This is a genomic window from Arcicella sp. (genome assembly GCF_964672035.1).
The window spans coordinates 29482-54912 of the sequence record NZ_CBABQS010000013.1 but is presented as its reverse complement, the minus strand read 5'-3'; the positions used below and the strand labels follow the sequence as shown (position 1 = coordinate 54912).

The following is a 25431-nucleotide window of genomic DNA, read 5'->3' as shown; positions in this document are numbered from 1 at the left end:
AATGAATAATTGATAATGGACAATTGATAATAGATATAGGATGATTAAAAATGGATAATGGATAATTGTCAATTATCAATTAGTCATTTATCGCATCATAAATCAGCAATTGGTTGTGATTGATGACTTTTTCATTTTCCTTTAAACCACTCGATATATACGTCAAATTATCAACTTGTCTAAAAACCTCAACCTGACGAGTTTCAATGTTATTTTTATCGTGGTAAATCATCACATAATTTTTACTTTTATCAAAAATTACCGCATTTGAAGGAATCGCAATCATTGATTTATCTTCGGTATAGGATAATTTTATGGTTGCCCGCATTTCGGGTTTGAGCAAATAAGTGGGGTTTTTCAGGATAATTCTCACCCGCATTGCCTTCGTTTGCGGGTCGATGATGTTAAAGATCTTATCCACTTTGCCATAATGGATTTTGTCAGGGTCGCTCAAAGTCGTTACGGAAGCATTTTCACCCAATTTTACTTGATTAATATCACTTTCATTGACATTGGCAATTGCCCAAACTTCGTTTATTTGAGCAATATCGAAGATATTATCCGTTTTGTCACTTCTTAAAAGCATATCCGAATTAATATGTTTTTCAATGATAAAACCACTAATAGGCGCTTTCACTTCATAAATCGAACCCGCTTTGATGTTATAAACCTTATAAGTTTCTTCCATCCGATTGAGTTGTGAAGCAGCTTTTTCAACGTGGCTTTTTGCTTCAATGACATCCCGTTCTGCATTCAGTTTACCTTCATATAATTCTTGGACAACTTTCAAATTATTTTTGGCTACCAATAAATCATTTTTAGCATCAAATAATTGCTTTTCAAAATCAGCCACTTCCGTACTTCGGATAATGGCTAAGATTTGTCCTTTGTTTACGTAATCGCCCAATTCAACGTTTACTTTCACCACATTTCCTCCAACGATTGGAAATACTTCAATCAGTTTGTTGTTATCAGCCGTGATTTTTCCGTAGAAATTGAGTTGATTTTTCAAAGGAACTATCAAAGCGGGTGCGGTAGTCGTTGTTTTGACCATTGTATCAGTCAAAATAAATGCTTCAGGAGTTTCCGTAACTACCTTTTTTTCAGCACAGCCATTGATTACGCCAAAAATCAAGATGGGAAGGATATAAAATCTATTTTTCATTTTAAAAAACATTATAATTTAAAACACTATTGAGTTCCTCAGCGGTTAAGGCAACTCTTTTCTTAAATTCGTTTAATTGTAAAGACATCATGTTATAACTTTCCATGAAATCGGTAAATTCTAAAATTCCGATGTTTCGTTTCTGAAAATTCTGCAAAATTCCTTTATAAACCTCATCAAAATTGGCAATGGTTTCACTGGGAAGTTGCTGATAATTGATTTTGGCTTCATTCCATTTATTCAAATTAGTGGTAATTTCAGTTTGTAATTTTTGGGTCAAATTCTGTTTGTGGGCTTTGGATTGTTGTAAAATTACTTGGGCATATTGAATATTTCCTTTGTTTCGGTTCCATAAATTTAAAGGAATTCCAATGGTGGTATTTATTTGATTATTGAACGCTCCGCCTCTTTGGTCATAAGAAAGTCCAATCGTCAAATCGGGCTTGGCGAGTGATTTTTGCCACTTTATATTCATTTCGTTGGATTCTATATTTTTGTTTGCCAACAAATAATCAGGCCGGTTTTCAAGGGCAATTATTACTAATTCTCCTACGTTGCCAAGGTTTTCTTTGGTGTATTTACTGAAATTAGTTTCATCATAAACAGGAACAATATTATCAGTTTCGTTGAGGATGAGTTTTAGGGTATTTTGTTCTTCCAAATTACTATTCACAATTTCAATCCGTTCGTTTCGGAAAGAAATCAAAAGCGATTGTAATCTTACCAATTCTTTCAGTGGAACATTGCCTTTTTGGGCTTGTTGTGAATAAGCGTTTACTAATTCTGAAATTTGGTTAATTTGTAAATCAGTGGTTTCAATTTTCTTATTATTGAAATAAACGATATAGAAACTTTGGCGTAATTGGTATTTCAAATTGCGGAGTAAATCCTGAAAATCAAGTTCGGCTAATTGTTCATTAATTTTGGCAAGGTCAACTTGATTTTTCTTTTTATTACCTAAATATATCAATTGCTGAACAGAAAAGGCTTTTTGTCCACCACCAGCAACGTCTAAAACCTTGCTATCGGTAGGATTTATTAAATTAAATTCCCCCGAAAAAAAAGGTAATTCCCAAATTTTAGCTTGAATAGTTTGTGCTTTGGCAGCATCAATATTGTAGTGACGAGCAAGAAGAAGGAGGTTGTTTTTTAGAAATTGCTCTTCACTTCCATTCAAGTCAAGCTTTTTCTGGGCATTTGATAATTGATTAAACAGTAAAAGGATTGAGAATCCTACAAGTTTTAATTTCATTATTAATTATTTTAAGAGCTTTTGGATATAAAGTTATTGTAAATATAATTTTTAGTTGAAAAATTTTGCTTTTACAAAGATAATTGGGGTGTACAACAATTTGTGCTAAATTGCTATACACCCCTGAAATATATTTAGTGTGGTAATAATTAGTGTTTTCTTGCCGCCAGTTTATGCTCAGAAATTGGCGTGTGATTTTCGTACCCAATAATAGTTACACTACCACCCGAAGCGTTATAATCATGTTCAAAATGATGCAAATTTTCCATCACAGAATGGTCAATCATTTTGGTGTTTTTTAAGTCAATTATTACTTTAAATCCAGGAGGAATGGCTTCTAATTTGCTTTTGATACCCATATAGTTACTAAAAACGGCCGATTTGTCAATTTCAACTAAATATTCATCATCCGTAAAAGATACTTCAGTTGGCGCTTTGAAAAGTGTTTTCAATAAATCCCATTCTACAACGTTAATTAACATTTGTAGGGCAATTCCAGCGGCAATTCCTACCAATAAATCTTCGTACAACGTGAAGAAAATGGTTACTAAAAATATAGCTAATTGCTCTTTTCCGATTTTGAATGTATTAATAAATTCACGTGGGTGAGCCAATTTAATACCAACCGTGATTAACATGGCTGCCAAAGCTGTATTTGGAATTAATTCAATCAAGTGTGAAGCAGCCAATAAAAATACTAAAATAAAAAAACCGTGGAAAAAGTTAGCCCAACGAGTTTTTGCCCCATTACTAACGTTTGAAGAACTACGAGCAACTTCCGAAATCATCGGTAAACCACCCAAAATAGCTGTTATGGTATTACCGATTCCTACGGCAATTAAATCTTTGTTAGTATCCGATTTGCGTCTGAATGGATCTAACATATCAATGGCTTTTACCGTCAATAAAGATTCCAAAGTACCTACTAAAGCAAACATGATCACGTATTTTATGAATGTTCCTGTTTGTAAATAACCGCTAAAATCAACGTTTACTTTCACGTTATCCAATAAATTCCCGATGTGTACAAGTGCGTAGGCAGGTTCAGTAGTCTGAAAATCCATCATTAATTCAGCAGGGATTGCAATCAATAAAACCATCAACGGAGCAGGGATTTTTTTGATAATTGGATTCTTAATAAATGGCCAACCCAACATTACCGCTAAACTTACTACCCCAATCAAAGTAGCCTTTGGGTCGAGGTGTAATAAAAATTGCGGAATGGAAGCCAATAATGCAAAAGGCCCTTTGCCTTTGGTCATTGCTGGGGCAACGTCTAATAGTACTGGAATTTGTTTGGCAATAATGATTAAACCAATGGCGGCCAACATTCCGTGAATGGCTGAAAGTGGGAAGAAATCGGCCAATTTTCCCAATTTAAAAACCCCAAAAAGAATTTGAACCAGACCCGCAACGACCATCGCTCCAAGTGCCAAATGCCAACCTGTTTCACCACCGCCAAAGTCGGCAACCGCACCCGCAACAATGACAATTAATCCTGCGGCTGGGCCTTTGATAGTAAGTCTCGAACCCGAAATTAAACTTACCACGAGTCCACCAATAATGGCCGTGATTAGTCCCATAATAGGAGGAAACTCAGAGGCTTTGGCAATACCCAAACTCAAAGGCAAAGCCAATAAAAATACGATAAAGCCAGACATGGCATCGGTTGAGAAGTTCTCTTTGAGTCCCTCAAGACCGTCTTTCGGTAATAATGGTTTGTTGTTAATTTCCATGATTTTTAGCTTTCAGCTTTGAGAGATGAGCAATGAGCAATGAGAGAATTCGATTTTCTCATTGCTTAAAGCTCTCGGCTCAATGCTATTTTTTAACAAAAGAAAAATTAGTGTAATATGATAATCTTACGGTTGGATTACTTTCTTCAATCGTATCGCCAAAATTCCAGACATTTTGGTGAATATAGCTCAATTGAATCTGGTGATGGGGATTGATATTGTAGCCAAAACCCGCAATAACTCGATTTTGATTTAATAAAGTTGCTCCAACATTATTGTCTGCATTGGGAACTGCTGCAATTGAACCAAGGTTTAAAAAGACTTCATCGCCCAAAATTCCGAAAAGTTTGGTCGCTTTCTTTTCATCTTTTATGAGCGGATAATTCAATAAAAGCATATAGCGAAAACGATTTCTGTAAGCATATCGGTCAATAATATATGACCCATCCGCTTCTTTAACGGCAACTCCCACGTAGCGATTTTCGTCTCGTAATCTATTGGTAACTTTCAAATCCCCGAACTGGTGGGTAAACTGTGCTTGTAACCACACGTGATTTTCTGGAACTGGAATTTTGTTAATGGCTGGATTTCCATATACGTAAGTCAGATAATGTGAATAGCCCAAACTTCCCACTAAATGCTTGGTCAACTGATAATCAACCGAGGGACGAACAAAATATTGCTGTTTCTCCGAAAATCCATTCGCAAACCGAAAAGTAGTTTCAAAAGTGAATGACAACTTTTTGGTAAGCATATTCTTGCCAAAATAATGTAGCCAAATGTCATTATTTTGGGTTGACGTTTGGGTATATGCTTTTGATGAAATCGTTAAAGCTAATACGCTGAAAATTAAAAATTTATTTATGTGTGTTTGCATAATTTTTTTAAAGTTGTGAGTTTTGAGCTTTGAGAAAAATTGTTGAGTGAAAAATCTCAATGCTCACTGCTCAAAGCTGATTTTTAACTACTTCTGTACGCTACCTCATGGTGAGATTTGGTGTGTGGTCCAATGAACACCCGTGCGTAAATTCTGATAATGGCCAAGCCGTCAATGATTAAACTTAATGAAACGAAAGATGCCAGCACCACTTGGTTTTCGTGGATGTGCGTGAAAATCAAATCTTCCCCCACAAAAGTTGGGGTAATTGGGAAACCTGAAATACCCAAACAAGCCAATAAAAAGATAAAAGCCATTTTTGGATATTTATAAGAATAGCCGTGAAATTTACCCAAGTCTATTTTTTCTTCCAGTGATTTCAATTTACGTAAACAAGCATAACCTAATATACCCGCAACGACCACTCCGCTTAGATATAAATAGACTTGATTGAAGGTAAATTGTTCATTGAACGATACCGCCAAAGCAATCCAGAAATGATTCATCACTACTAAAAACCAACTCATTACCGTACTTTTTCTCTCGGTAAATGCCTTCAAAACCATAATTAAACCAATTGTGGCAAATGTTATGGGTAAATAAGCCTGAACAAGGGGAGAAATTAATTCTTTGTTATGAACACAAAAAAGCCCGATTCCGTAAATAACCGCAAAGAATGCAATGACTCTATCTAAAGTCATAAAGTCAAGTTTTTTGCCCATCCATTTCAACGGATTCCACAAAATACTATACATATACGAGTCTAAATTCCATTCTTTCGTACACAAAATGTAAAAGGTATTTTGTAACTTTTTCGAGAATACAGAATCTTCAATTGAGCTTTGATGCGGTGAAAAATTATAGAATTGTTCACGAATCAAATAACTCGCTACTGAAGGCGAAACTAATAATTGGTAGGTTCTTAAAAAAGCATTTCCCGCAAAGTGAAACAAAGCCAAGTTTTCAAAACCAAGGGCTACTTCGATGAAAATTAACCCGATTTGTGAAATGGAAGCGTAAGCAATTTGACTTTTTACCGACGATTGTACCCGAGCAATTCCAGTAGTGATTATTGCGGTGGTTAAACCCAAAACACCAATCAAGATTCTAACGGAGATTTGTTGTTCCCAAAATGGAAAAGTTCTTAGCAATAAAAACACGCCTAAATGCACCGACAAAGACCCGTAGAAAATAGCACTCGAAGGCGTTGGTCCTTCCATAGCTCTTGGCAACCACGAAGAAAAAGGCAATTGTGCCGATTTTGCCGCCGCCGTTATCAAAATCATGAGCGAAACAAATGCACCAATAAATGAATGACTTTGGAGATGTTCATGCACTAATTCAAAGTTATTCAACTTCATAAAAGTGATGTTTTCGTGCCAAAGATGATGACTCATCCACATCGCTAAAATCAAACCTACATCGCCAATGCGGTAGATTGAAAACACTTTTAAGGCATTTTTAACGGGTAAATATCGCTCACGATAGAAGGCAATCAGCAAAAATGAAGATAGTCCCAACACTTCCCAACCGATGAAAAGCGTTTCCATATTTCCCGAAAAAATAGCTAAATTATAGCCCAAATAGAAAAATAAAATGGTGTTGTAAAAGCGTTTGTAGCCAGGTTCTCGGTGAAGATAATAGCGGCTATAAATCGTAACCATAAACGTTAATAAAGAACCCACCAACAAATACACCACCGTGATTTTATCAAAATATAAATCCACAAAAAAGTCGTAGCCCGTAGTTCTGAAAATATCAATGTCTTTCACATTGAGCGTTGGACAACCGTAAAAGAACCAGAATCCTGTAAAAATGATGGCACTAATCAAGTGTAAACCAACGGTTAGGAAAGCTGCCGAAGAGATAATCGTCTCTTTTTTATCAGGAATTAATAAACTGATTAAAAATCCGAAAATGGGCAATAATATAAAATAATTCAGTAATTGAGTCATAATAATCAAATTGAAGATTTGTTCAATTTAAAGATTTGAAAATGGGAAATTTTGAAAATAAAATCAAACAATAGTGGTTCAACGCATTCACAAATTAGCACACTCAAATTTTCAATTTAAGAAATCAGGTAAACTGGGAAATTTTCTTGTGATGTTGCTAATAAAGCCTGAATATCCGAAACCTTTTGAAGTTCCTTGGTTAAAGGAATGTACGGAATAAATTCACCATTTTTGAAAACAAAAAGCGCTTTCGTTTCTGGATTTACCACCACTAAATTTGCCCATTCATTGATAAACCATTCATACGTGGCATATAAGCGTTGAATCGTTTCCAAGACTACCGATGGAAAATGTTCAACGATAAATAGCATTCTCACGGGGTCATGGACTTCAATCATTTGGCTTGGTAGCCCAGGTCTTAAATCGCCGTCAATCCCATTGGCTACGCCCACGAGTCCCATCACATTATGAGGAAGTTTTGTACCCGCACCCAATTTTTGATTATCAACTCTTGAAAAATAATATTCCAAATTAATGCCTCCACAAACGGGTGCAGCGGCTTTTAGAATGTTAAAAAGATATTTTCCTTCGGGGTCAATTGAATAATCGTAAGAATTTAAGAAAGAACGTCTATCCAAAAATAAGTTTTTTGATAAACTTCTTCTTCCCACAATGCAAAGAGCATTGGTAGCATGATTTAATTCTGGACGGGGTTCAAACAGAGAAACCGAACGGATTTTTATTTTATCGTGAATCATCGCAGGGGTTAGATTTGTATCAATTGATTCAAATCTTCTTGACCTTTCTTTGGCGTTGTAGTCTAACGATTTTTCAAAAAATTTTTCATGTTTATAATGACTCGCCAAGTTGATTGGAGAGAGTAAATTTTCATCAAAGAAAACGATTTCGTCACGAGTAGTATCGTGCAAAGCCCCCACAAATTGAGTTTCGTCAGGAATTTCAATCCCTTTGGTTCTCAAGATCGCTCTGACTTCGGGTTTGTTTGCCATATCGCTCAACACACGAGCATTGGCAGAACCCGCACGTCCGCAACACGCACCACAATCATAAGCCGCAAAGTGTGGATTATTGACACTACTTGCCCCATGACCAACCACATAAACAATCGGTGCAAAATCTTTTACCAATCCAATACTTTTCAAGGTACCTTCCACACGGTCAACCATTTCGTTGATTTCAAACCCAATTTGCAGTCCTTTTTCGGGTGCTTCAGCGTGTTTGTGTTCAATCGTCAAAGCCGCCAATTTATCCATGTGCCTGAAAGAAGACGACGTAGCAGGACTCATGGATGGTCGGAAAATACTACCAAATAATTTGAACGCCGACGAAAATCCTAAAGTTTGAGAAATTAACCAACCACTATAAAAAGAGTGGGTATGCTTTGAGAAATAAACATCTTTTTTGGTTTTTGACCCCTTTCCTACGATTTCATTTTGCTCTTTTACCAAGTATTTGGGTGTAACCGGGGCGGGACAAACCTTCGTATAAAATTGTCCGCCTTCGGGTTGGAAGAAAAATTCAACCCCAAAAAAACCAGGCGTTCCAAAGGTTTCGCAAGCCGAATCAAACTGTTCTAAATAACGTCTGAAAGAGCATTCACGGTCATCAATACAGAACAATGCTTGAAAAGTTGTTTCTTGAATTGGCTTTTTGCTCACTTTCACCATCTGAATACCAGCAAGTGCTTCGTCGTAATAGCTCCATTCAAAAGCTTCTTGCCAAAGTTTCAAAACCTCATTCAATTCCGAGGCTGGTATTTTTGCAAACAATTCAAGCGGTTTTTTGGTCAATTTGCTTGATAGTGGCGACCAGTCATCCCCAAATTGAAAATCAAGTGCATCAATTTCAAGTAATAATTCAAAAATAATCGCATCGTGCAAGGAAATATAACGAGTATCCAAAAGCGTTTCAGGATAATCTTCAACGGCTGAAACCATTCCCGACCATCCTTGATGCGCAAATTGCTGATCAAAAAGATATTGGCTATAAAGCGATTCATCACCCACCAAAATTTTGAGCAAATCTTCCATTTTACAATCTGTATGAAGCAACAAGTTTTTAGCCCGTTTTCTTCTAAAATAACTTGAAAAACTATTTTGCTCAATACTTTTCAAGGATTCCAAAAAACCTTTTCCTTTCTCCGGGAAAGCCCAAATGGCAATTCCTTGGTCAAGAAAACCACAGATAATTCTAAAAAGAGTTGGATGAACCATCGAATCCAAATCTATATGGTAAGATTTTTTCCAATTACCTCTTAAATTTCCAATTCTTGGCTTGAAAGTAGCATCATATTGCTCAGAAAGGGCCTTTTTTGTCCACTCTTTTGCGGCTTTGGTACCATATTTTTCGATAATAATCTTATCCAAAACATCTTTTCTGATGCGCCCTGAAGCATATAAAGCTCTAAATTCATCTAAAGATAAGGAGACGTTATACCCAAAAATTTTGGATGCCTTACGAATACCTTCAAAGAATTTCATATCTTGAAATGCGTGAAGCGTATTGTGATGAACAAAGTCTTTCAAAGGATTTTGAGCAGGCAAAAAGTGCTTTAACTCATGGATAACTTCCTTTTCATCAAATAAATGCGTGTGTGATATTACCGTTTTTGTACTCATAATAATCTTAGATTTTATGAAAGATTTTGAGTTAAAAATACTTTTAACCAAATACAAACCAACAAAATATTTTCTTAAAACAATACAAACCCTTGATTATCAAATAGATGATAATCTGTTTGTATCATTTAATACAAGAATTGTTTTTGGAAAAGTAATTTTTAATTCTTTGGAATTAAAGAATAGCTACTAATTTGGAATCACTTAGCAGTACAATTTGAGGGAACAGTAAAGAATGAATCTCTTTACAGATTGATGGGAATATGAATAGTAATATGAATCAGGGTGGGGAGATGTATTTGCACTAATGAGTTTGGGAGAAAATAATGCTTCCATAAAATCATCATCCGTATCATCGCAATCCTCTTCGAGGTCGAAGTCTTCGTTGGGAGTAGTATCTTCTACAAAATTATCAACCGAAATATGGTTAAAATTTTGCGCTACTTTTATTTCAGATTTTTTAGCAATTTCATGAAGCGACACATTATTTACCATCACACCATTGAATATCAATAGTGAAATAAGTAAAATGAACATGTTTCTTAAACCTTTCATGAATAAAAAATCGATTAATTTATTACCAATTCTATATTTAATTGTACTTTTTATAGTTTGTTGTACAATTCTACTTGTAAAGATATAACTTTTTTTAGAATTGAAAAAAATTTTGATATTTTAAACTAAAACTACTTCTCCAAATTTCACAATCCTTAACTTATTTGCTCCAATTTTGTTTTCTTTTTTTAATTTCTCTAATACGATTGCAGGTTCATCGAGAGGTTCGTCTGATAAATCAAATGTTCCAAAATGGAACGGAATCAACATTTTTGCTTTACAATCGTAAAAAGCCTTTACTGTATCATTTGGATCTTGATGATTGTATTTCATAAACCAAGTAGGTGCAAATGCACCTGCTCCAATCATGGCAACGTCGATATTTGGGAATAATTCACCTATTTTCTTGAAATGAGTACCATTTCCATAACCAGAATCGCCGCTAAAATATACGGTTTTTGAGGCTGATTTTAAGATAAATCCACCCCAGAGCGTTTCATTGGCATCATTTATTCCCCGATTTGACCAGTGGCAGGAAGGAACAAAGATAATTTCTATTTGATTATCGGTTTTATATTTTTGAAACCATCCCGCTTCTTGAATTTCATGTTTTGGCATCCAATCTTGTAAAATTACCTGCATTTCTAAACCCGTCAAAATTTTGGCATTGGGATTCTGTTTTTGGAGTAATTTCAAACTACTTTTATCGCAGTGGTCGTAGTGAGCGTGTGAAATGAGGATATAATCAAAATTTATTAATTTTTTGGGGTCGATTGGAAATGCTGAAAAGCGTTTACTGGAAGATAAAAATTCTAAATTTGGTACTGGAACATTTCCCAAAACAGGGTCAATTAAAATTCGTTTTCCTGCCAAGCGAATAAAAACTGTGGCATGACCCAACATCACAATTATATCATTCTGACCGTTCAGAAATGAATCATTCTTAATGACTTCAGTCCCTTGCGATTCATTATTTTTTCGGTCTTTGTATTCATTTTTAGTAGTTTGCCATTTCAAGACATTTCCTAAAGAAGCTTTTTCGTAGCCGACAGTATCCATGTTGACAAAACGCCCATTTTCATCGACAGGATTACCCCCATTTATCTCCCACTCTTCCCAAATCGTTTCTAAATCATTATTTTTTATGATTAATTTCATGTGGTTTTTTTTGGATAAAACAATTCCTCCGCCTACTGTTGAAACTGCGGTAATGGCAATCGTATTTTTGATAAATTTTCTACGTTTCATTTTCTCTCCTTTTAAATAGACAAAATTCTAATATAGAACCTGTTTAAACTTTTCATTTTGAATAGAAATTGAATTCATTTTTTTATTTGGTGACTCGAAATTTATGGATAATCGCATCCATCGCCATGGTGAATAAATTTCGAGTTATCAGGTTGAAAATGAAACTATTTATACCGACAGAAATAAGTTTGAACAGATTTATAAAGGTTATTCAATAAAAATAGTAGATTTTCAGGAAATTTCTATCCTTCATCACAAAAAAAGACTCACCTTTCGATGAGTCTTTTTAAATTATTGTCAATCATTACTTATCCCACCAAACTCTTGTATCAAAACTATCCGCTTCACCCTGCTGACCAGCAACGAGTTTGTAATTATCACCGTTCAAATCTCGCTCGGTAGTTGGATATCCGTGTCTTCTTGGAATTTGTTTACTTGGATTAGCAGCTCCAATGGCTGGGGTCAATGCTGGAAAACCAGTACGTCGCCACTCAGACCATGCCTCATGTCCTTGCATATATAAGGCAACCCATTTTTGATTTCCAATTAATGATAACGCATTTGCATCACTATATTTAACTGTAGAATTTACGATGAAAGTGTTGTATGAATCAGCCGTATAAACACCCCACTGCTCCATTGAAGCCTTAATTGCACCTTCATACATCGTTTTAGCATCTTCCGAGGTCCAACCTAATTTTGCTGCTTCTGCTCTTGAGAATAATACCTGTGAATACGTCATTACGTAGGCAGGAGCATCTTGCGTTCTGATTATTTTATCATTGGGTAAGGATACGTTTGCGGCTTTGTAACCTGAGTTCTTTAAACCATAAGGCATTCCTACGTAATCTTGAAGATTCACCGCTTTGGCAGCGAAAGCGGCTAAACGTGGGTCATTTACTGGTTTTAAAAAATCAACTAAAACCGTACTTACTGCAAAATCCAAACGACCACTCGTTACAAAACTGCTGTACCAAGGATTTTCATTGTTTGCATCTTTCTGAAATTTGTAAGTCAAATTATCAGCATTTGAGGTGATTATCCCATCCGATAAAGCGGCCGTAAATTCTGTTTTTCCTTTCGTAGGATCAACTTTTGATAAACGAAGCGCTAAAACCATTCTTAATGAGTTAGCAAATTTCTTCCATTTTGTGTTATCACCGTTAAACAAGAAATCACCTTTTACATTTGCTCCGCCGTCAAATTGTGCCTGAGCCTCCTTCAATTCTTTAAACAAGTTGTTGTAAATATCTTGTTGTTTATCAAATTTTGGCTTAAAATTAGCATTTCCTTTCAAGGCCTCTGAATAGGGAACATCGCCCCAACGGTCAGTTACGACACTAAATAAATAGGCCTTTACGATACGTGAAACTGCAATTTGATTGGCATTTGAGCCTGAAATTGTTGCTAATCCTTTGGTATCCGCATTTGTGTTATAGTCAATAATCAACTGTAAATTCTGGGCAGTTGTATAAAATATGCCATAATCAAACGGTAAACCTGCATAGGTTGAAGTTTGAGTATAAGTTATTTCAGACCAATGTTGAGCATACAATATTTGGGTAGCTGTGTTGTCAGTAACCCCTAAACGAACCGTTCTTAACGAATTAGTAAGAATACTTGTAAGATTGGGTTTTGATGCACTATTTGGGTTGACATTCAAGTCCCCAAAGTCATCTAATTTTTGACAGCCAGTCATCACACTGATGAATGTAAGAGCTATTAAAAAGTATTTTATGTTTATGATATTTCTCATTGTATAATTTCTTTATAAATTGTTGATGATTTTAGAATGAAAATTTCAAATTCACACCATAAGAGCGTGTTGGAGGCAATTGACCACCTTCACCCCAAAGACTTTGCGTTTCTGATGGATCTATCCCTCCTCCAACTTTACTGTACATCAAAAATGGGTTACGTACTAACAGAGCAATCGTTGCCATTCTGAATGGAGTCTTGCCTAACAAACTTTTTGGCAAATTATAACCAAAGTTGATTTCACGCATTTTAACATACGTTTTGTCGTAAGTCCAATACTCATTTAGGTCAAATAATTTGGTCTCGTATAACGTTTGAGTATCCACATAAATATCGTTTTTCGCTCCATCAGTTTTCACAGCGTCTGATAATAAAACACCCCCACCATCTGCTACAGCATCACGTACAGGTTTTCCTTTATCATTCGTGCCAGTTGTTTGTTCACTTAAGCCAGAATAGGCATTAAACATACGGGTAGTTGAATAGAATTTACCCCCAACCACGAAATCGAACATTACTTTTAAAGAGAAATCTTTATACTTGAAAGTATTAAACATACCACCTTTAAAATCAGGCAGAATTGATGCAATATCTTGACCGTTATCATACAAATAAAAACCATCAGCACCTACCATTCTTTTACCATTACTGGCATTATCAACATTATTTCCAGCGGCATCTTTTGCTTGGAAAGTTCTAATTTTACGTCCTACAATTACACCCCAATCGGAGCCTTCACGAGCTACTAAGTTCAAAGTACTTCCACCAAAAATAGGCACACCCGCAAATGGACTATTGGTTGCACCTTGATTTCCAATGCTTTGTCCAATATTATCCAAACGATAGGCTTTCAAATTATCCGCTAATTCAATTACTTTAGAACGGTTTCTATCCATGTTAAAATCAATTTCCCAAGAGAAATCCTTCGTTTTTATTGCCATCGCATTCAAATGCAATTCAATACCACTCGAACGAATGTTTCCGGCATTTACCAAAGCACTCGTATAACCACTTGAAGAAGGTACAGTTAAAGGAAGGATTTGATTTTTATTGTCTGTTGAATAAGCCGTTAGTTCTAAGCCTAAGCGGTTTTTAAAGAATTTTAAATCAACACCCCCTTCATAAGAAGTTGAAATACCTGGTTTCAAATTAGTATTTGGCAAACGAGTTGGTAAAGATTGCGTTGGATTAGAGCCAACTGGATTACCGGCTGCAAAAACAGGTGTAATTTGATACGCACCAATATCTGAACCTACTTGTGCAACCGCTCCACGAATTTTGCCAAATGATAACGCACCCGAATTACCAGTCAATTCAGTAAAGATTAAACTCAACGAAGCTGACGGATAAAAATAAGAATTATTCGCTTTTGGAAGGGTTGAAGACCAATCATTACGAGCCGTTACTTCTAAATAAACCAAATCTTTATAGTCAATACTCGTAGAGCCGTAAATACTTCTAACCTCCGATTTTGAATCAAAATTTGATACGTTTGGACGACCGATTGAATTACCAATATTATACAATTCAGGGGTTGCTAATCCTCCCGATGTGCTTTGAGCGGTATAATTCAGGCTGTTTCTTCTAATATTTCCACCCGCTAATGCTTTGATGGTAAATTCTCCGAATTTCTTATCAAAGTTTATAATTCCTTCATAGTTATCTTCAATTGATAGAACCGTTGATAAACCAAAACTTGCTACTCTTTTTGTCCCAGAGGCAATTAAGCTATTGAAATTATAATTATTCAAATCTTTACGAGCAATCACACCGACGGTCAAAAAGTCCGTAATCTTATACGAAAGTCCTAAATCTCCAAAGATTTTTTCGTTACGAAAAGTGTTATTATTAGCATTTACCTCTGTATATGGATTATCCCAATACAATGGCGTTGTATTTTCTGGACCAGTAATGTTCCAGCTTCTATACGTTCCATCAGGATTACGATAATTTTTCAATTGTGTCATGTCTAATTGACGTTGAAACCACTGGTTGAACGAACCTACCGTTTGATTTGAACCACTATATCCATCCGCAGGACGATTTTGCGTACGCTCATTGGCGTAATTCAAATTCAAATTCATCGATAATTTTTTCGTTAAACTATTCTGAACTTTTACCGATAAATAATCTCTTTTCTGATTACTATTTGGCACGATGCTTTCTCCGTAAATATTAGTATAAGATACTCTGAAGGTGTATCCTTCCCCCTTTTTAGAGAAAGCAACATTATTATTTACTGACAAACCAGTATTGAAAAAGTCTCTCACATTATTAGGATTTGGTGAGAAAGGAACTTGTTTCCCAAAATCAGGGTCAGAAGGAATCCAAGAGTACCAAGGGCGATACAATGTTCCATCCATTTTAGGTCCCCAACTTTCATCAGCGGAATAATCAATAATATTCTGACCATTGAAAGCACTCCAAGCGGCAGGATGGATGGCAGGATTAAAACTGAATTTATCGAATCCTTGTGAGTAACCTCCACCGTATTCATTTTGATAAGTTGGTAATAAACTCACTTGGTCGATTACGGTGCTGTGGTTAAAATCAAGCCCAATTCCATCTTGTTTAGCTCCCTTCTTAGTCGTAATAATGATAACTCCTTGTGAGGCACGATTGCCATACAAAGCACTCGCACTCGCACCTTTCAGAACGTTAATACTCTCTACATCGTCCATATTCACATAATTAATATCCGTTGGCGTTCCGTCCACCACATAAAGTGGATCAGCCCCCGTCAAAGAATTAATACCACGAATACGAACAGTTGGTGTTCCAAATTTTGCCCCCGACTGTCCAAATACTTGGATACCAGCTACTTTACCCGTTAAGGCATCTGCAACGTTTGTATTACGGGTGTTGGCTAACCTCTCTTCACTGACTGATTGAGACGAAAAACCCAAGGCCTTTTTATCTCTGCTTTGTCCTAAGGCGGTTACAACAATCTCTTCCAAAACCCCTACTTCCGTTTTCAAAACGATATTGATGGTAGTTCTATCAACTACATTAGAGGTTTGTGCTTGGAAACCTACAAATGAAAATACCAGTGTTGACTGACTACCAACGCTAATTTTGTAACTACCATCGGCACCAGTAGTAGTTCCACGATTTGTTCCTTTTACAGTAATATTCACTCCTGGTAATGGTGAGCCATCTTCCGAGGAAGTAACTTTGCCAGAAATTTGTCTGTCTTGTGCGAACGCATTTATCCCTGATACCATTAGTAGTAAAGAGATAAAAAGTAACATTTTTCTCATGTTGTGTTGTTTTATTGATGAAAAATTTATAAAATATTACAATTGTAAAAAGTGTAATCACATAGAAGCCTTAATCCAAAATATTGGATACAAGGAACGTTTTAGTAGATGGCAAATTGCCACGAAATTTAATAATTGTTTTTAAAGATAATTTCTCATGAATATTTAGAATTCATGACCATTAATTGAGCAGCAGTACGTATAATCTAATTGAGTAGTGGAAAATTGAGCTTGTTAAATTCAATGAATCCTAAAGAGTTGTTTGGGAGTAATTTTGACTATAAAGATATTTTGGTTGTGTTTAGTTTTTACCTGTTAACGAAATATAATACTAAAATTAACCTTTTTTTTTAAATATAGTGTGAATATAAATATTTTGTGTGCCGTTGCAACAAAATATTTTGGAGCAACCAATATTTTGGAGCAATTATTTTCATTGAAATTTCCATAACTATTTGATTATGAGACCAAAAAAAATAAAAAAGACTCACCGCAAGATGAGTCTTTTTTATTGCCTAATTCTCTTGCTTCAATATCTCTAAGGATTGGCAATATCCCAGTTTACTTCAGTTAATGGACGGAGCAATTTATCATAAATGACCATACCGGCAACAGGAAGAGTAATCTCTCCTAATTTACCATAACGGCGCATATCAACCCAACGATGTCCTTCATACCATAGTGAATAAGCTCTCTCTTTCAAGACGGCGTTAATCAAAGCATCTTTATCAGTTGCGCCTGCATAATTTTTCAAACCTGCCGCTGCACGAACAATATTAATATATTTTGTTGCATCAGCCGTTTTTCCTTGTTGAGCCGCTACTTCCGCTGCAATCAACACTAATTCTTCGTTACGAATAATTGGCACTGAAGAACTTGCCGAGTTATACATATTTGCCAAATATTTTGTGGCATATACAACGCCATTGGTGAAAGATATTGAAGGGCTTACAACTTTCAATTTATTCGTTAATCTCAAATCGCCTGCTTCTGCATCATTCCATAATTTTTCAACCCCAACAATACGAACTGATGAAGTATTAATCAATGGATTACCAACGTCTGGATTAGTTGGATTGAAAGTGTGTGAGGGTCCTGCCGTTAAACTACCCGTTTCGCTTAAAAAAGTTTGTGGCAACAAAGCTGCTGCTGTTGTCCAATCCTTTTGATAAATAGCAACTCTAAGAGCGATGGCACGATTAAATTTTTTGAAAGTGGCTGGCGTATTAAATCCTGCGTAAGTGGCTGGCATAGCAAAAGGGAAAGCAGCCCCTGCTGCATCTAATTGAGCCGCACCATCATCCAAAAACTTTTTAATTCCCGCCAATGATTCATCGTAAGTAGCAAACTTACTTGGCTTCAAAGGGTCTTCAACGTTCAAACGCACCCCATTTGTGTATTGTACATTTAATTCATAAAGATTCGCTAAACCTTTAAAGGTGTTCGCTAAACCTAAATACCCACTTGCTTCTTGGGCAGTTACTGATTTTGTATTGGCAACTGCCGCAATTAAAGTATTGGCTTGTCTAACGGCTGGACCAAAAGCAGTTGTTGCACCACTGTAAAAGTTTGAATTATCCAAAGGTTTTGTTCCATTCAATTCGGTCATCCAACGGTTTTCAGTTGAATTAAAGTTGAATAATTCTTTTCCTGCCGTTCCCACCACTTGTGTGTAAGTATCAACGCCATCTCTGGCACGACCAATTTGTCCAATTGCCAAAGCATCTAATTGACCTTTTGTTGCATTTGAAGTTACTGAACTCAAACTGGCATTGTTTGGACTGATTACCTCTTCGGTTGTGGTAATCCCGCACGACATTAACCCATTGGCTAATAGTAATGCTGAAAGTATTGAATATATGAGTTTTTTCATTTTTTCTGTCTTAAATATTATGAATGAATTGGAAGAGACGATACTACAAATCTATCGTCACACGGAACATTAAACGACGTACAGGAGGAACTGAACCAATATCAACCCCTGCATTAATTGCTTGAGTACCGAAGTTTGAATTTTCTGGGTCATAGCCTGACTTATAATCTGTCCACATAAAAAGATTACTTCCAGAGAATCCAAATTTAATCCCTTCTACAACATTACGAAATGCTTTTTTAACCACAGCAGTCGGAATTCTGTAGTACAAACCTACTTCTCTTAATTTAAAGAAACTCACCACTGATGGATTGTATCCCTCTTGAATAACGCCATCAATAATACCGTTGGCATTTTGACGAGCAATACCATTCGGTACAATATCAGCACCAGTTGCCGGTTTTCCAGTAGAGCCTTTGTTTAAACTTGTACTATTCCAATCGCTGGTTGTTCCACCTTCGTCAAATAATTCACGAGCCAAACTGATAACGGTAAATTGGTGACGATATTCACCCAAAACAGTTAAATCAAAATTCTTATAGGAGAATGTATTGTTCAATGAAAGATTGAATTTTGGTTGGTGATCTCCATAAACTGTAAAAGAAGTTGCATCATTAGGATCAGTTTTTGGATTTCCAACAACTTCCGTAGGAGAACGGTCAAGTTTGATACGGTAAGAACCAAATGTCGCACCGAACGCTCCTGTATTACGAGTAGGAATGCCCAAACGAGTAATAACACTGCGGTTTTGATAATAAATGGCATTTAACGACCAAGTGAAGTTCTTTGTTTTCACAGGCGTTCCGCCTAATGAGAATTCGACACCTTTATTTTCTAAGTCAGCCAAGTTGGTTTGTACAGAAGATAAACCAGTAGTTGGTGCGGTTGTCAATGGTTGAATCAAGTCAAATACCTTTTTGTTGTATAAAGTAAGTTCCCCCGTTAAACGTCCACCGAATAAACCAAAATCAACACCATATTCCAGTTCAGTAGCTCTTTCTGGCTGAATTTTAGGATTTCCACCCGCCGTTGAAACGGTTAGTCCGCCAATTCCACCGACTGATATAACGTTAAGGTTGGTGTATGGAGTACCGAATGTTGGTACACCCCCAGTTTCACCGTAAGCAACCCTCACTTTCATTTGACTTACTTTATCGCCAGCCCAAGTACCAAATTTGGCAAGGTTAAAAGCGACTGATCCTCTTGGGAAAGCATAAAATCTATCAAACTCACCATTAAGTGTTGATTTATCAAAACGAATACCAACCGTTCCGATAATTTTATCTTGATAGTTTGCTTCTTGTTGAGCAAAAACACCAACGTCAGTATTTGATTGATAGAAAGGAACAGAGGTAACAACACTACCACCTGCGGGAGTATTTACACCAACTGGGAGCCCTTGTCCACGACTAAAAGTATATCTACCAGTACTTGTCAAACGAACCAAGCCTGCCGATGTTGTCAAATTTAAACCATTATCCATCAATGATTTAGTAAAAATCAGAGAAGCCTGAAAATTGGTATTTGTTACTTCATTACGGGTATCTTGAGCCAGTCCTGGATTTTTCTCTGCTTTTTGAGATTGTAAATCAGCAGGTAAATAAACTAAAGAATAACCGCTTTGAAAATCAAAACCTCCATTTAAGCGAAAAGTAAGACCAGTAGTTGCTGTATTTAAAATACGTGCATTAGCCGTAAATCCTTGAATAAAACGATTTACTTTCAAGTTATTGATTGCTCGGTCACGGATTGCTAACGGATTTTCTCCAACCGCAGGATCATTGTCAGGATAACGCCCCGTTGCATCTGGATGTAAATCTACCCAAGGGTGTGTGTATGGAATTGAATATCCGTAGTTGATGTTTGAATTATCATTTCCAGCCCAACCACGGTCTGTATTTGTAAACACATAATTTGAACTAATTCCAAAATCAAGCCACTTGTTAATCTTATGATCAATATTTGCTCTGATTGAGGCACGGCTAAATCCAGTTTTTTTGATGATACCTTGTTCATCTGCTAAACTTCCATTCACATAAAATTTAGTTTTTTCATCACCACCTGTTAAACTCAAACGAGTGTTTTTGATAATACCTTTTTCTCCATATAATTCTCTTTCATAGTCATAATACTTACCAGAAGCTTTTGCTGCCTTGAAAGCAGGAACATCGTCAGGATTAAACCAATCATTAATTTTTTGTTCAGTCCATTCTGCACCACCGAAAAATCTTTGTGCTTCACTGAAACCAATATCTTGACCAAATGAAACTTTAGTTTTACCGCCTTTCCCACGTTTTGTCGTAATAATAACCACACCTGCATTGGCACGAGTACCGTAGAGGGCTGCCGCAGAAGCTCCTTTCAATACTTCCATTGATTCAATATCATCAGGATTTAAATCAGCCAAACGGTTTGGGTTATTATCCTGTGAGTCTGAGTTACTACCACTTGTTGCTTTGTTGGCAACTCCACGACCATTAGCAGATTGACTATTGTCAATATAAACACCATCCACAATAAACAAAGGCTGTGAACCTGATGCTCCCAAGGTACTAACACCACGCAATTGTACATTGAAACCACCGCCAGGCATTGAGGTGTTTTGTTGGATGGTTACACCCGCCAGTTTACCATATAATGCACCATCGGTTGTAATAGGCGTGGTAGTTCCAGTTAATTGACTTGCAGAAACCGTTCCCACTGAATTAGCAAGGTTTGAACGTTTTACACTCGTAGCCAAACCACTTACTACCACCTCCGAAAGTTGATTAATACTTTCACCTAATTGTACATTCACTTCAGAACGACCTCCAATTTTCACCTCCATCGAAGAGTATCCAACAAAACTAACTGAAAGCGTTGCAGTAGCAGGAGCATTTACCTTGTAACTACCTGTTGCATCGGTAGTTGTTCCCTTTGTAGAGCCTTTGACAGCAATACTAACTCCAGGAAGTGGCGAGCCGTCTTTGGCATCAGTAACTTTACCCGTTACCAATCTGTCTTGAGCAAATATTTGCCCGCAAAGTCCCAGCACTGCTAAGACCGATAATAGAAGAATTTTTCTCATGTGATTTTAAAAAGTTAATGAAAAATTTAAAAAAGGTATTTGTGTAAAAAATAAGTGTCTGATGACAAGTTTATCATCATCAAGAATATAAGATTGATTAATACTGAAGAGATAAGTTTTAGACTTATAAAAGATTAGAAAATTATCAATTTGAATGTTCACAAATGCTTTATCTCAGAACAATCAAAAAGAGATTTTTTTTCGGAAGTTTTTTTAGTTTTATCGATGATTTTTTTAGCTTTTTTAATTGTGTTGTTATATTTTGGTTAAGATTTCAGGTCTAAAATTAACAATTATTTTACAAAAATACTCGTAAATGAAAAATTTTCTCCATCAAATAATCCCAAATCGGATAATTTCAGGTTTGGTATCACTAAAAGTGCCATAAACGAAAGACTCATGAAAGGTGAAGCCAATGTACATCCTAATTGTTTGGCGAATTGGTCAATGGCAGAATATTCTTTGGCTACTAGATAGCCGTCACGGTCGGACATAATGCCTGCAATTGGCAATTTTAGCATATTTTCTTGTCCTTTTCCATTAGTAACTGATATTCCACCTCTCGCTTCTATAATCATATTCACGGCTTCACAAATTGATTTATCGTCCACACCAACGGCAATGATATTATGCGAATCATGAGCCACCGATGAAGCAATTGCCCCTGCTTTTAAACCAAAATTTCTGACAAAGGCGACTGCTAGAGGAGCATCTTGATAACGATTGACGACCACAATTTTTAGAATATCTCGGTCTACGTCAGAAACAACAAAACCGTTGAAAATTTTGGGTTGATGTGTTGATTTTAAAGTAATTAATTGTCCATCCAATACTTCAATAACTTTTATATTTGTCGCTGGTGAATCTGAATTTTTACAGGCAAAATCTTCTTCTTTCTTGGCTCTACAATTAAAATTATTGAGAATTTCACTCGGCAAATTCTCAATTTTTGAAGTGCCATTCTCCGCCACAATTTTAGCATTTAAATACGTTTGTTGCACGTTAAAATCTGCTAAATTATCAACCACAATAAAATCAGCGGGGTCACCTTCACGCAATAATCCTACGGGTAAACGATAATGCAACACGGGATTTACACAAGCCATTTTTAGCGTTTCAAACAATAAATCTGGATATTTTGCTAAGGCTCTTTTTACTAATAAATTAATATGCCCTTCTACCAAATTATCAGGATGTTTATCATCCGAACAAAACATCATATTTTCGTAATGTTCTGGTAATAAGTCAATTAAAGCCTCAAAATTTTTGGCAGCCGAACCCTCCCGAATTAGAATTTTCATGCCATATTTTAGTTTGTCCAATGCTTCATCAGCCGTAAAACATTCATGGTCCGTCTGGCAACCTGCTTCGATATATCTTCGGGCATCGTCGCCTCTTAACCCCGGGGCGTGTCCGTCAATGGGTTTATTGTATTGTTTTGCCAACGCAATTTTGGCCATCATATCAGGGTCTTTATTCAACACACCAGGGAAATTCATCACCTCCGCCAAATACCCAATTTCTGGATAAGTGATAAATAATTCTTCAATATCAAAAGGAGTTATGGTGGCTCCTGCGGTTTCAAAAGTAGTGGCAGGAACGCAGGGAGGAGCGCCAAAACAGAATTTAAAGGGCGTTTCACGACCATTCATAATCATGTACTCTACGCCAGCCTTACCCAAAATATTTCCAATTTCGTGCGGGTCAGAAACCGTGGCAACCGTGCCATGAACCACCGCCAAACGAGCAAATTGAATGGGGGTAAGCATTGAACTTTCCACGTGAACGTGCGCATCCACAAAACCTGGAAGTATGTATGAATTATTGGCTTTTGGGTCTGACTGGTACGTTATTTTTTGAATGATTCCATCTTCTATATCAATAATTCCGTATTGAATTTTCTTGTCAAAAATATTGATGATATTACCTGTGATTTGCATAAATTGTTGATTTTAGAATTGAAAATTACCAATTTATCCTTGTTTTTTATACATATCAGAATACTTTATTATCTTAGGTAGATTATTCAGATTTCTTTACAAGATCTCTTTTACAGTAATATGAGCTGATATAAATTGAGTTAATCGAACTATTTGTGGTTGCTATTTTCTACTTTCGCCTATTATCCTATCTTTGCAAACAAAATTTATAAATATGAAAAAAATGGTTATTGCTCTCGATGGTCATTCGAGTTGTGGAAAAAGTTCTACTGCTAAGCGAGTGGCTAAGAAATTAGGTTATACTTTTATTGATACTGGGGCAATGTATCGAGCGGTGAGTTTATATTTTTATGATAATCACGTGGCTTTGACCAATCCTAAAGAAGTTGAGAAGGCTCTATCAGAAACTCATATCACTTTTCAGTTCAACGAACACCGTGGAGCAAGTGATGTATATTTGAATGGCTTGAATGTAGAAGAGGAAATTCGTAAAATGTACATTTCTCAGATGGTTTCTGAGGTCAGTGCTATCACGATAGTACGAAAAGCAATGGTGGCTCAACAACAAAAAATGGCAAAACATCGTGGCGTAGTCATGGATGGTAGAGATATTGGCACCAAAGTTTTTCCCGATGCAGAAATCAAAGTTTTTATGACCGCCGACCCCGCCATTCGGGCAGAACGGCGCCAACGAGAATTATTAGAAAAGGGCGAATTAGTTGATTTAGATATAATTTTGGCAAATATTAAAAAACGTGATATCATCGACTCAACCCGTGAAGAAGGCCCTTTAATCCAATCAGAAGATGCCATCTTAATGGATACTTCGTATATGATGTTGGATGAACAGGTAGATTTTGTGGTACAACTGCATGATTCGATGATGGCAAAAATGTAAAAATAATAGTAAAATGAACACAAAAACAATAAAATACAATTCCTTAAACGAAATCAAAACCGTTGCCAAAACCATTCTCGAATTCGGACAAAAAACGCCCGTTTGGATTTTTGAAGGGCAAATGGGAGCGGGAAAAACGACACTTATCAAAGCTATCTGTGACGTTTTAGTCGTAACAAGTAATGTACAGAGTCCCACTTATTCATTGGTGAACGAATACACCACAAAGCAAGGCAAAGACCTTTATCATTTTGATTTTTACAGAATTAAAAATGAGGAAGAAGCCATGGATATCGGCGTGGAGGATTATTTATATTCTGGCGAAAGATGTTTTATCGAATGGCCTTCAAAAATTGCTAACTTGTTGCCAACCAAATATTTAGAAATAGAAATCAAAGTCTTGGAAGATGGCGCAAGAGAGATTCATTTGGAAAGAGTGGGGGTTTAGTGTATTTTTATAGTTAAATAATTAAGAAGATGGATATACCTGATGAAAAGGATGTTATCACTCCTTACGAAAAAAAAATAATGGAGAAATTCTGACATTGAAGCAATTGACAGAGCATCTGGACAATATTGATGATAATGACGGAACGATGTCTTACGAAGATTTTAAACAAAAACTAAAAAATGAGAATTTTTAGAATACTCACTTTATTCTTAATAGTCAGCACATTTCCCAGTTTTTCACAAGATAAAATTATCCATAAAATATTATCGAATAAAAGAGTTTTGAAAACTTTGGTTATCTATGAAATTCTTAAACCATCGAAATATATTATTTCTAACAAGACCGAGAAATGGAATAATCATCGTTTTCAAGTATCAAATTATCCTGATGCTAATATTGCAGATGAACATCATCCTTTTAATCATACTTATTTTTTTAAGGATAAGAAAATTGCAAAATTATTCTCAACAGAACAGACTTATTTATATGAAAAATCCATGAGGTTGAATCCTAAAAAAATTAAAATTTTGCCAATAAAAGGGTTTAAAATAGTAGATGAAGGATATAAAACTCACAAAGAAAAAGTATTAATAAAACTGTCTGAACCTGTTTTTAGTAAAAATCAACTTTATGTTTTTATTGAACTAAAAGCTTACTTTAATCAAGAACTATATTCCGTAGAAGGTTTGATTTTGAAGAAAGAAAACGGTAAATGGAATCCTTTTTTCAAAGTTGGAGGAATGTATATGTAAATCAA

General features: G+C 35.9%; 16 protein-coding genes. 3 read left to right on the top strand and 13 right to left on the bottom strand.

Going from position 1 to position 25431, the window contains the following annotated elements:
- Window positions 1–79 precede the first annotated feature (79 nt).
- The 13 genes from AC1W31_RS05745 to ade form a co-directional block, all read right to left on the bottom strand.
- Window positions 80–1165, bottom strand: a complete 1086-nt coding sequence (locus AC1W31_RS05745) for an efflux RND transporter periplasmic adaptor subunit (RefSeq protein ID WP_481733454.1) — start codon at window positions 1163–1165, stop codon at window positions 80–82.
- A 1-nt stretch (window position 1166) separates the two neighbouring features.
- Complete coding sequence (locus AC1W31_RS05740; RefSeq protein ID WP_481733453.1) at window positions 1167–2417, bottom strand: TolC family protein; 1251 nt, start codon at window positions 2415–2417, stop codon at window positions 1167–1169.
- A gap of 149 nt (window positions 2418–2566) precedes the next feature.
- A complete protein-coding gene (locus AC1W31_RS05735; protein ID WP_481733452.1) occupies window positions 2567–4153 on the bottom strand; it encodes a SulP family inorganic anion transporter in 1587 nt (528 codons plus the stop codon).
- An 85-nt stretch (window positions 4154–4238) separates the two neighbouring features.
- Entirely contained in the window at window positions 4239–5030 is a 792-nt protein-coding gene (locus AC1W31_RS05730) for a DUF2490 domain-containing protein (protein ID WP_481733451.1), read from the bottom strand.
- Window positions 5031–5113: 83 nt separating this feature from the next.
- Window positions 5114–6985 (bottom strand): proton-conducting transporter transmembrane domain-containing protein, encoded by a 1872-nt coding sequence (locus AC1W31_RS05725; protein ID WP_481733450.1) that lies wholly within the window; start codon window positions 6983–6985, stop codon window positions 5114–5116.
- A 116-nt stretch (window positions 6986–7101) separates the two neighbouring features.
- Window positions 7102–9624, bottom strand: coding sequence for a YbcC family protein (locus AC1W31_RS05720; protein WP_481733449.1), 2523 nt, complete (start codon window positions 9622–9624; stop codon window positions 7102–7104).
- A gap of 204 nt (window positions 9625–9828) precedes the next feature.
- The gene (locus tag AC1W31_RS05715; protein ID WP_481733448.1) at window positions 9829–10161 is read right to left on the bottom strand and encodes a hypothetical protein; all 333 of its coding nucleotides are present in this window, start codon (window positions 10159–10161) and stop codon (window positions 9829–9831) included.
- A 138-nt stretch (window positions 10162–10299) separates the two neighbouring features.
- Window positions 10300–11427 carry an MBL fold metallo-hydrolase gene (locus AC1W31_RS05710; RefSeq protein WP_481733447.1) on the bottom strand — a complete coding sequence of 376 codons (1128 nt, stop codon included), beginning with the start codon at window positions 11425–11427 and terminating at the stop codon, window positions 10300–10302.
- Window positions 11428–11731: 304 nt separating this feature from the next.
- Entirely contained in the window at window positions 11732–13183 is a 1452-nt protein-coding gene (locus AC1W31_RS05705; protein WP_481733446.1) for a SusD/RagB family nutrient-binding outer membrane lipoprotein, read from the bottom strand.
- A 31-nt stretch (window positions 13184–13214) separates the two neighbouring features.
- Entirely contained in the window at window positions 13215–16436 is a 3222-nt protein-coding gene (locus tag AC1W31_RS05700) for a SusC/RagA family TonB-linked outer membrane protein (RefSeq protein ID WP_481733445.1), read from the bottom strand.
- A gap of 547 nt (window positions 16437–16983) precedes the next feature.
- Window positions 16984–18318 (bottom strand): RagB/SusD family nutrient uptake outer membrane protein, encoded by a 1335-nt coding sequence (locus AC1W31_RS05695; RefSeq protein ID WP_481733444.1) that lies wholly within the window; start codon window positions 18316–18318, stop codon window positions 16984–16986.
- A gap of 43 nt (window positions 18319–18361) precedes the next feature.
- Window positions 18362–21385, bottom strand: a complete 3024-nt coding sequence (locus AC1W31_RS05690; protein WP_481733443.1) for a SusC/RagA family TonB-linked outer membrane protein — start codon at window positions 21383–21385, stop codon at window positions 18362–18364.
- A 293-nt stretch (window positions 21386–21678) separates the two neighbouring features.
- Complete coding sequence (gene ade / locus AC1W31_RS05685) at window positions 21679–23325, bottom strand: adenine deaminase (RefSeq protein WP_481733442.1); 1647 nt, start codon at window positions 23323–23325, stop codon at window positions 21679–21681.
- Between the two features lie 214 nt (window positions 23326–23539).
- Here ade and cmk point away from each other — a divergent pair, with 214 nt between their 5' ends.
- The 3 genes from cmk to AC1W31_RS05670 all read left to right on the top strand — a co-directional run bounded on the left by cmk (window position 23540) and on the right by AC1W31_RS05670 (window position 25426).
- Window positions 23540–24223, top strand: a complete 684-nt coding sequence (gene cmk, locus AC1W31_RS05680) for a (d)CMP kinase (RefSeq protein ID WP_481733441.1) — start codon at window positions 23540–23542, stop codon at window positions 24221–24223.
- A gap of 13 nt (window positions 24224–24236) precedes the next feature.
- On the top strand, window positions 24237–24671 hold the full coding sequence (gene tsaE, locus AC1W31_RS05675; RefSeq protein WP_481733440.1) for a tRNA (adenosine(37)-N6)-threonylcarbamoyltransferase complex ATPase subunit type 1 TsaE: 435 nt from the start codon (window positions 24237–24239) through the stop codon (window positions 24669–24671).
- Between the two features lie 182 nt (window positions 24672–24853).
- A complete protein-coding gene (locus AC1W31_RS05670) occupies window positions 24854–25426 on the top strand; it encodes a hypothetical protein (protein WP_481733439.1) in 573 nt (190 codons plus the stop codon).
- The last annotated feature ends 5 nt before the right edge of the window (window positions 25427–25431 follow it).

Excerpts from the sequence above, each read along its gene's own strand:
- AC1W31_RS05745 (WP_481733454.1), bottom strand. The coding sequence starts at position 1,165 with ATGAAAAATAGATTTTATATCCTTCCCATCTTGATTTTTGGCGTAATC.
- AC1W31_RS05740 (WP_481733453.1), bottom strand. The coding sequence starts at position 2,417 with ATGAAATTAAAACTTGTAGGATTCTCAATCCTTTTACTGTTTAATCAA.
- AC1W31_RS05735 (WP_481733452.1), bottom strand. The coding sequence starts at position 4,153 with ATGGAAATTAACAACAAACCATTATTACCGAAAGACGGTCTTGAGGGA.
- AC1W31_RS05730 (WP_481733451.1), bottom strand. The coding sequence starts at position 5,030 with ATGCAAACACACATAAATAAATTTTTAATTTTCAGCGTATTAGCTTTA.
- AC1W31_RS05725 (WP_481733450.1), bottom strand. The coding sequence starts at position 6,985 with ATGACTCAATTACTGAATTATTTTATATTATTGCCCATTTTCGGATTT.
- AC1W31_RS05720 (WP_481733449.1), bottom strand. The coding sequence starts at position 9,624 with ATGAGTACAAAAACGGTAATATCACACACGCATTTATTTGATGAAAAG.
- AC1W31_RS05715 (WP_481733448.1), bottom strand. The coding sequence starts at position 10,161 with ATGTTCATTTTACTTATTTCACTATTGATATTCAATGGTGTGATGGTA.
- AC1W31_RS05710 (WP_481733447.1), bottom strand. The coding sequence starts at position 11,427 with ATGAAACGTAGAAAATTTATCAAAAATACGATTGCCATTACCGCAGTT.
- AC1W31_RS05705 (WP_481733446.1), bottom strand. The coding sequence starts at position 13,183 with ATGAGAAATATCATAAACATAAAATACTTTTTAATAGCTCTTACATTC.
- AC1W31_RS05700 (WP_481733445.1), bottom strand. The coding sequence starts at position 16,436 with ATGTTACTTTTTATCTCTTTACTACTAATGGTATCAGGGATAAATGCG.
- AC1W31_RS05695 (WP_481733444.1), bottom strand. The coding sequence starts at position 18,318 with ATGAAAAAACTCATATATTCAATACTTTCAGCATTACTATTAGCCAAT.
- AC1W31_RS05690 (WP_481733443.1), bottom strand. The coding sequence starts at position 21,385 with ATGAGAAAAATTCTTCTATTATCGGTCTTAGCAGTGCTGGGACTTTGC.
- ade (WP_481733442.1), bottom strand. The coding sequence starts at position 23,325 with ATGCAAATCACAGGTAATATCATCAATATTTTTGACAAGAAAATTCAA.
- cmk (WP_481733441.1), top strand. The coding sequence starts at position 23,540 with ATGAAAAAAATGGTTATTGCTCTCGATGGTCATTCGAGTTGTGGAAAA.
- tsaE (WP_481733440.1), top strand. The coding sequence starts at position 24,237 with ATGAACACAAAAACAATAAAATACAATTCCTTAAACGAAATCAAAACC.
- AC1W31_RS05670 (WP_481733439.1), top strand. The coding sequence starts at position 24,854 with ATGAGAATTTTTAGAATACTCACTTTATTCTTAATAGTCAGCACATTT.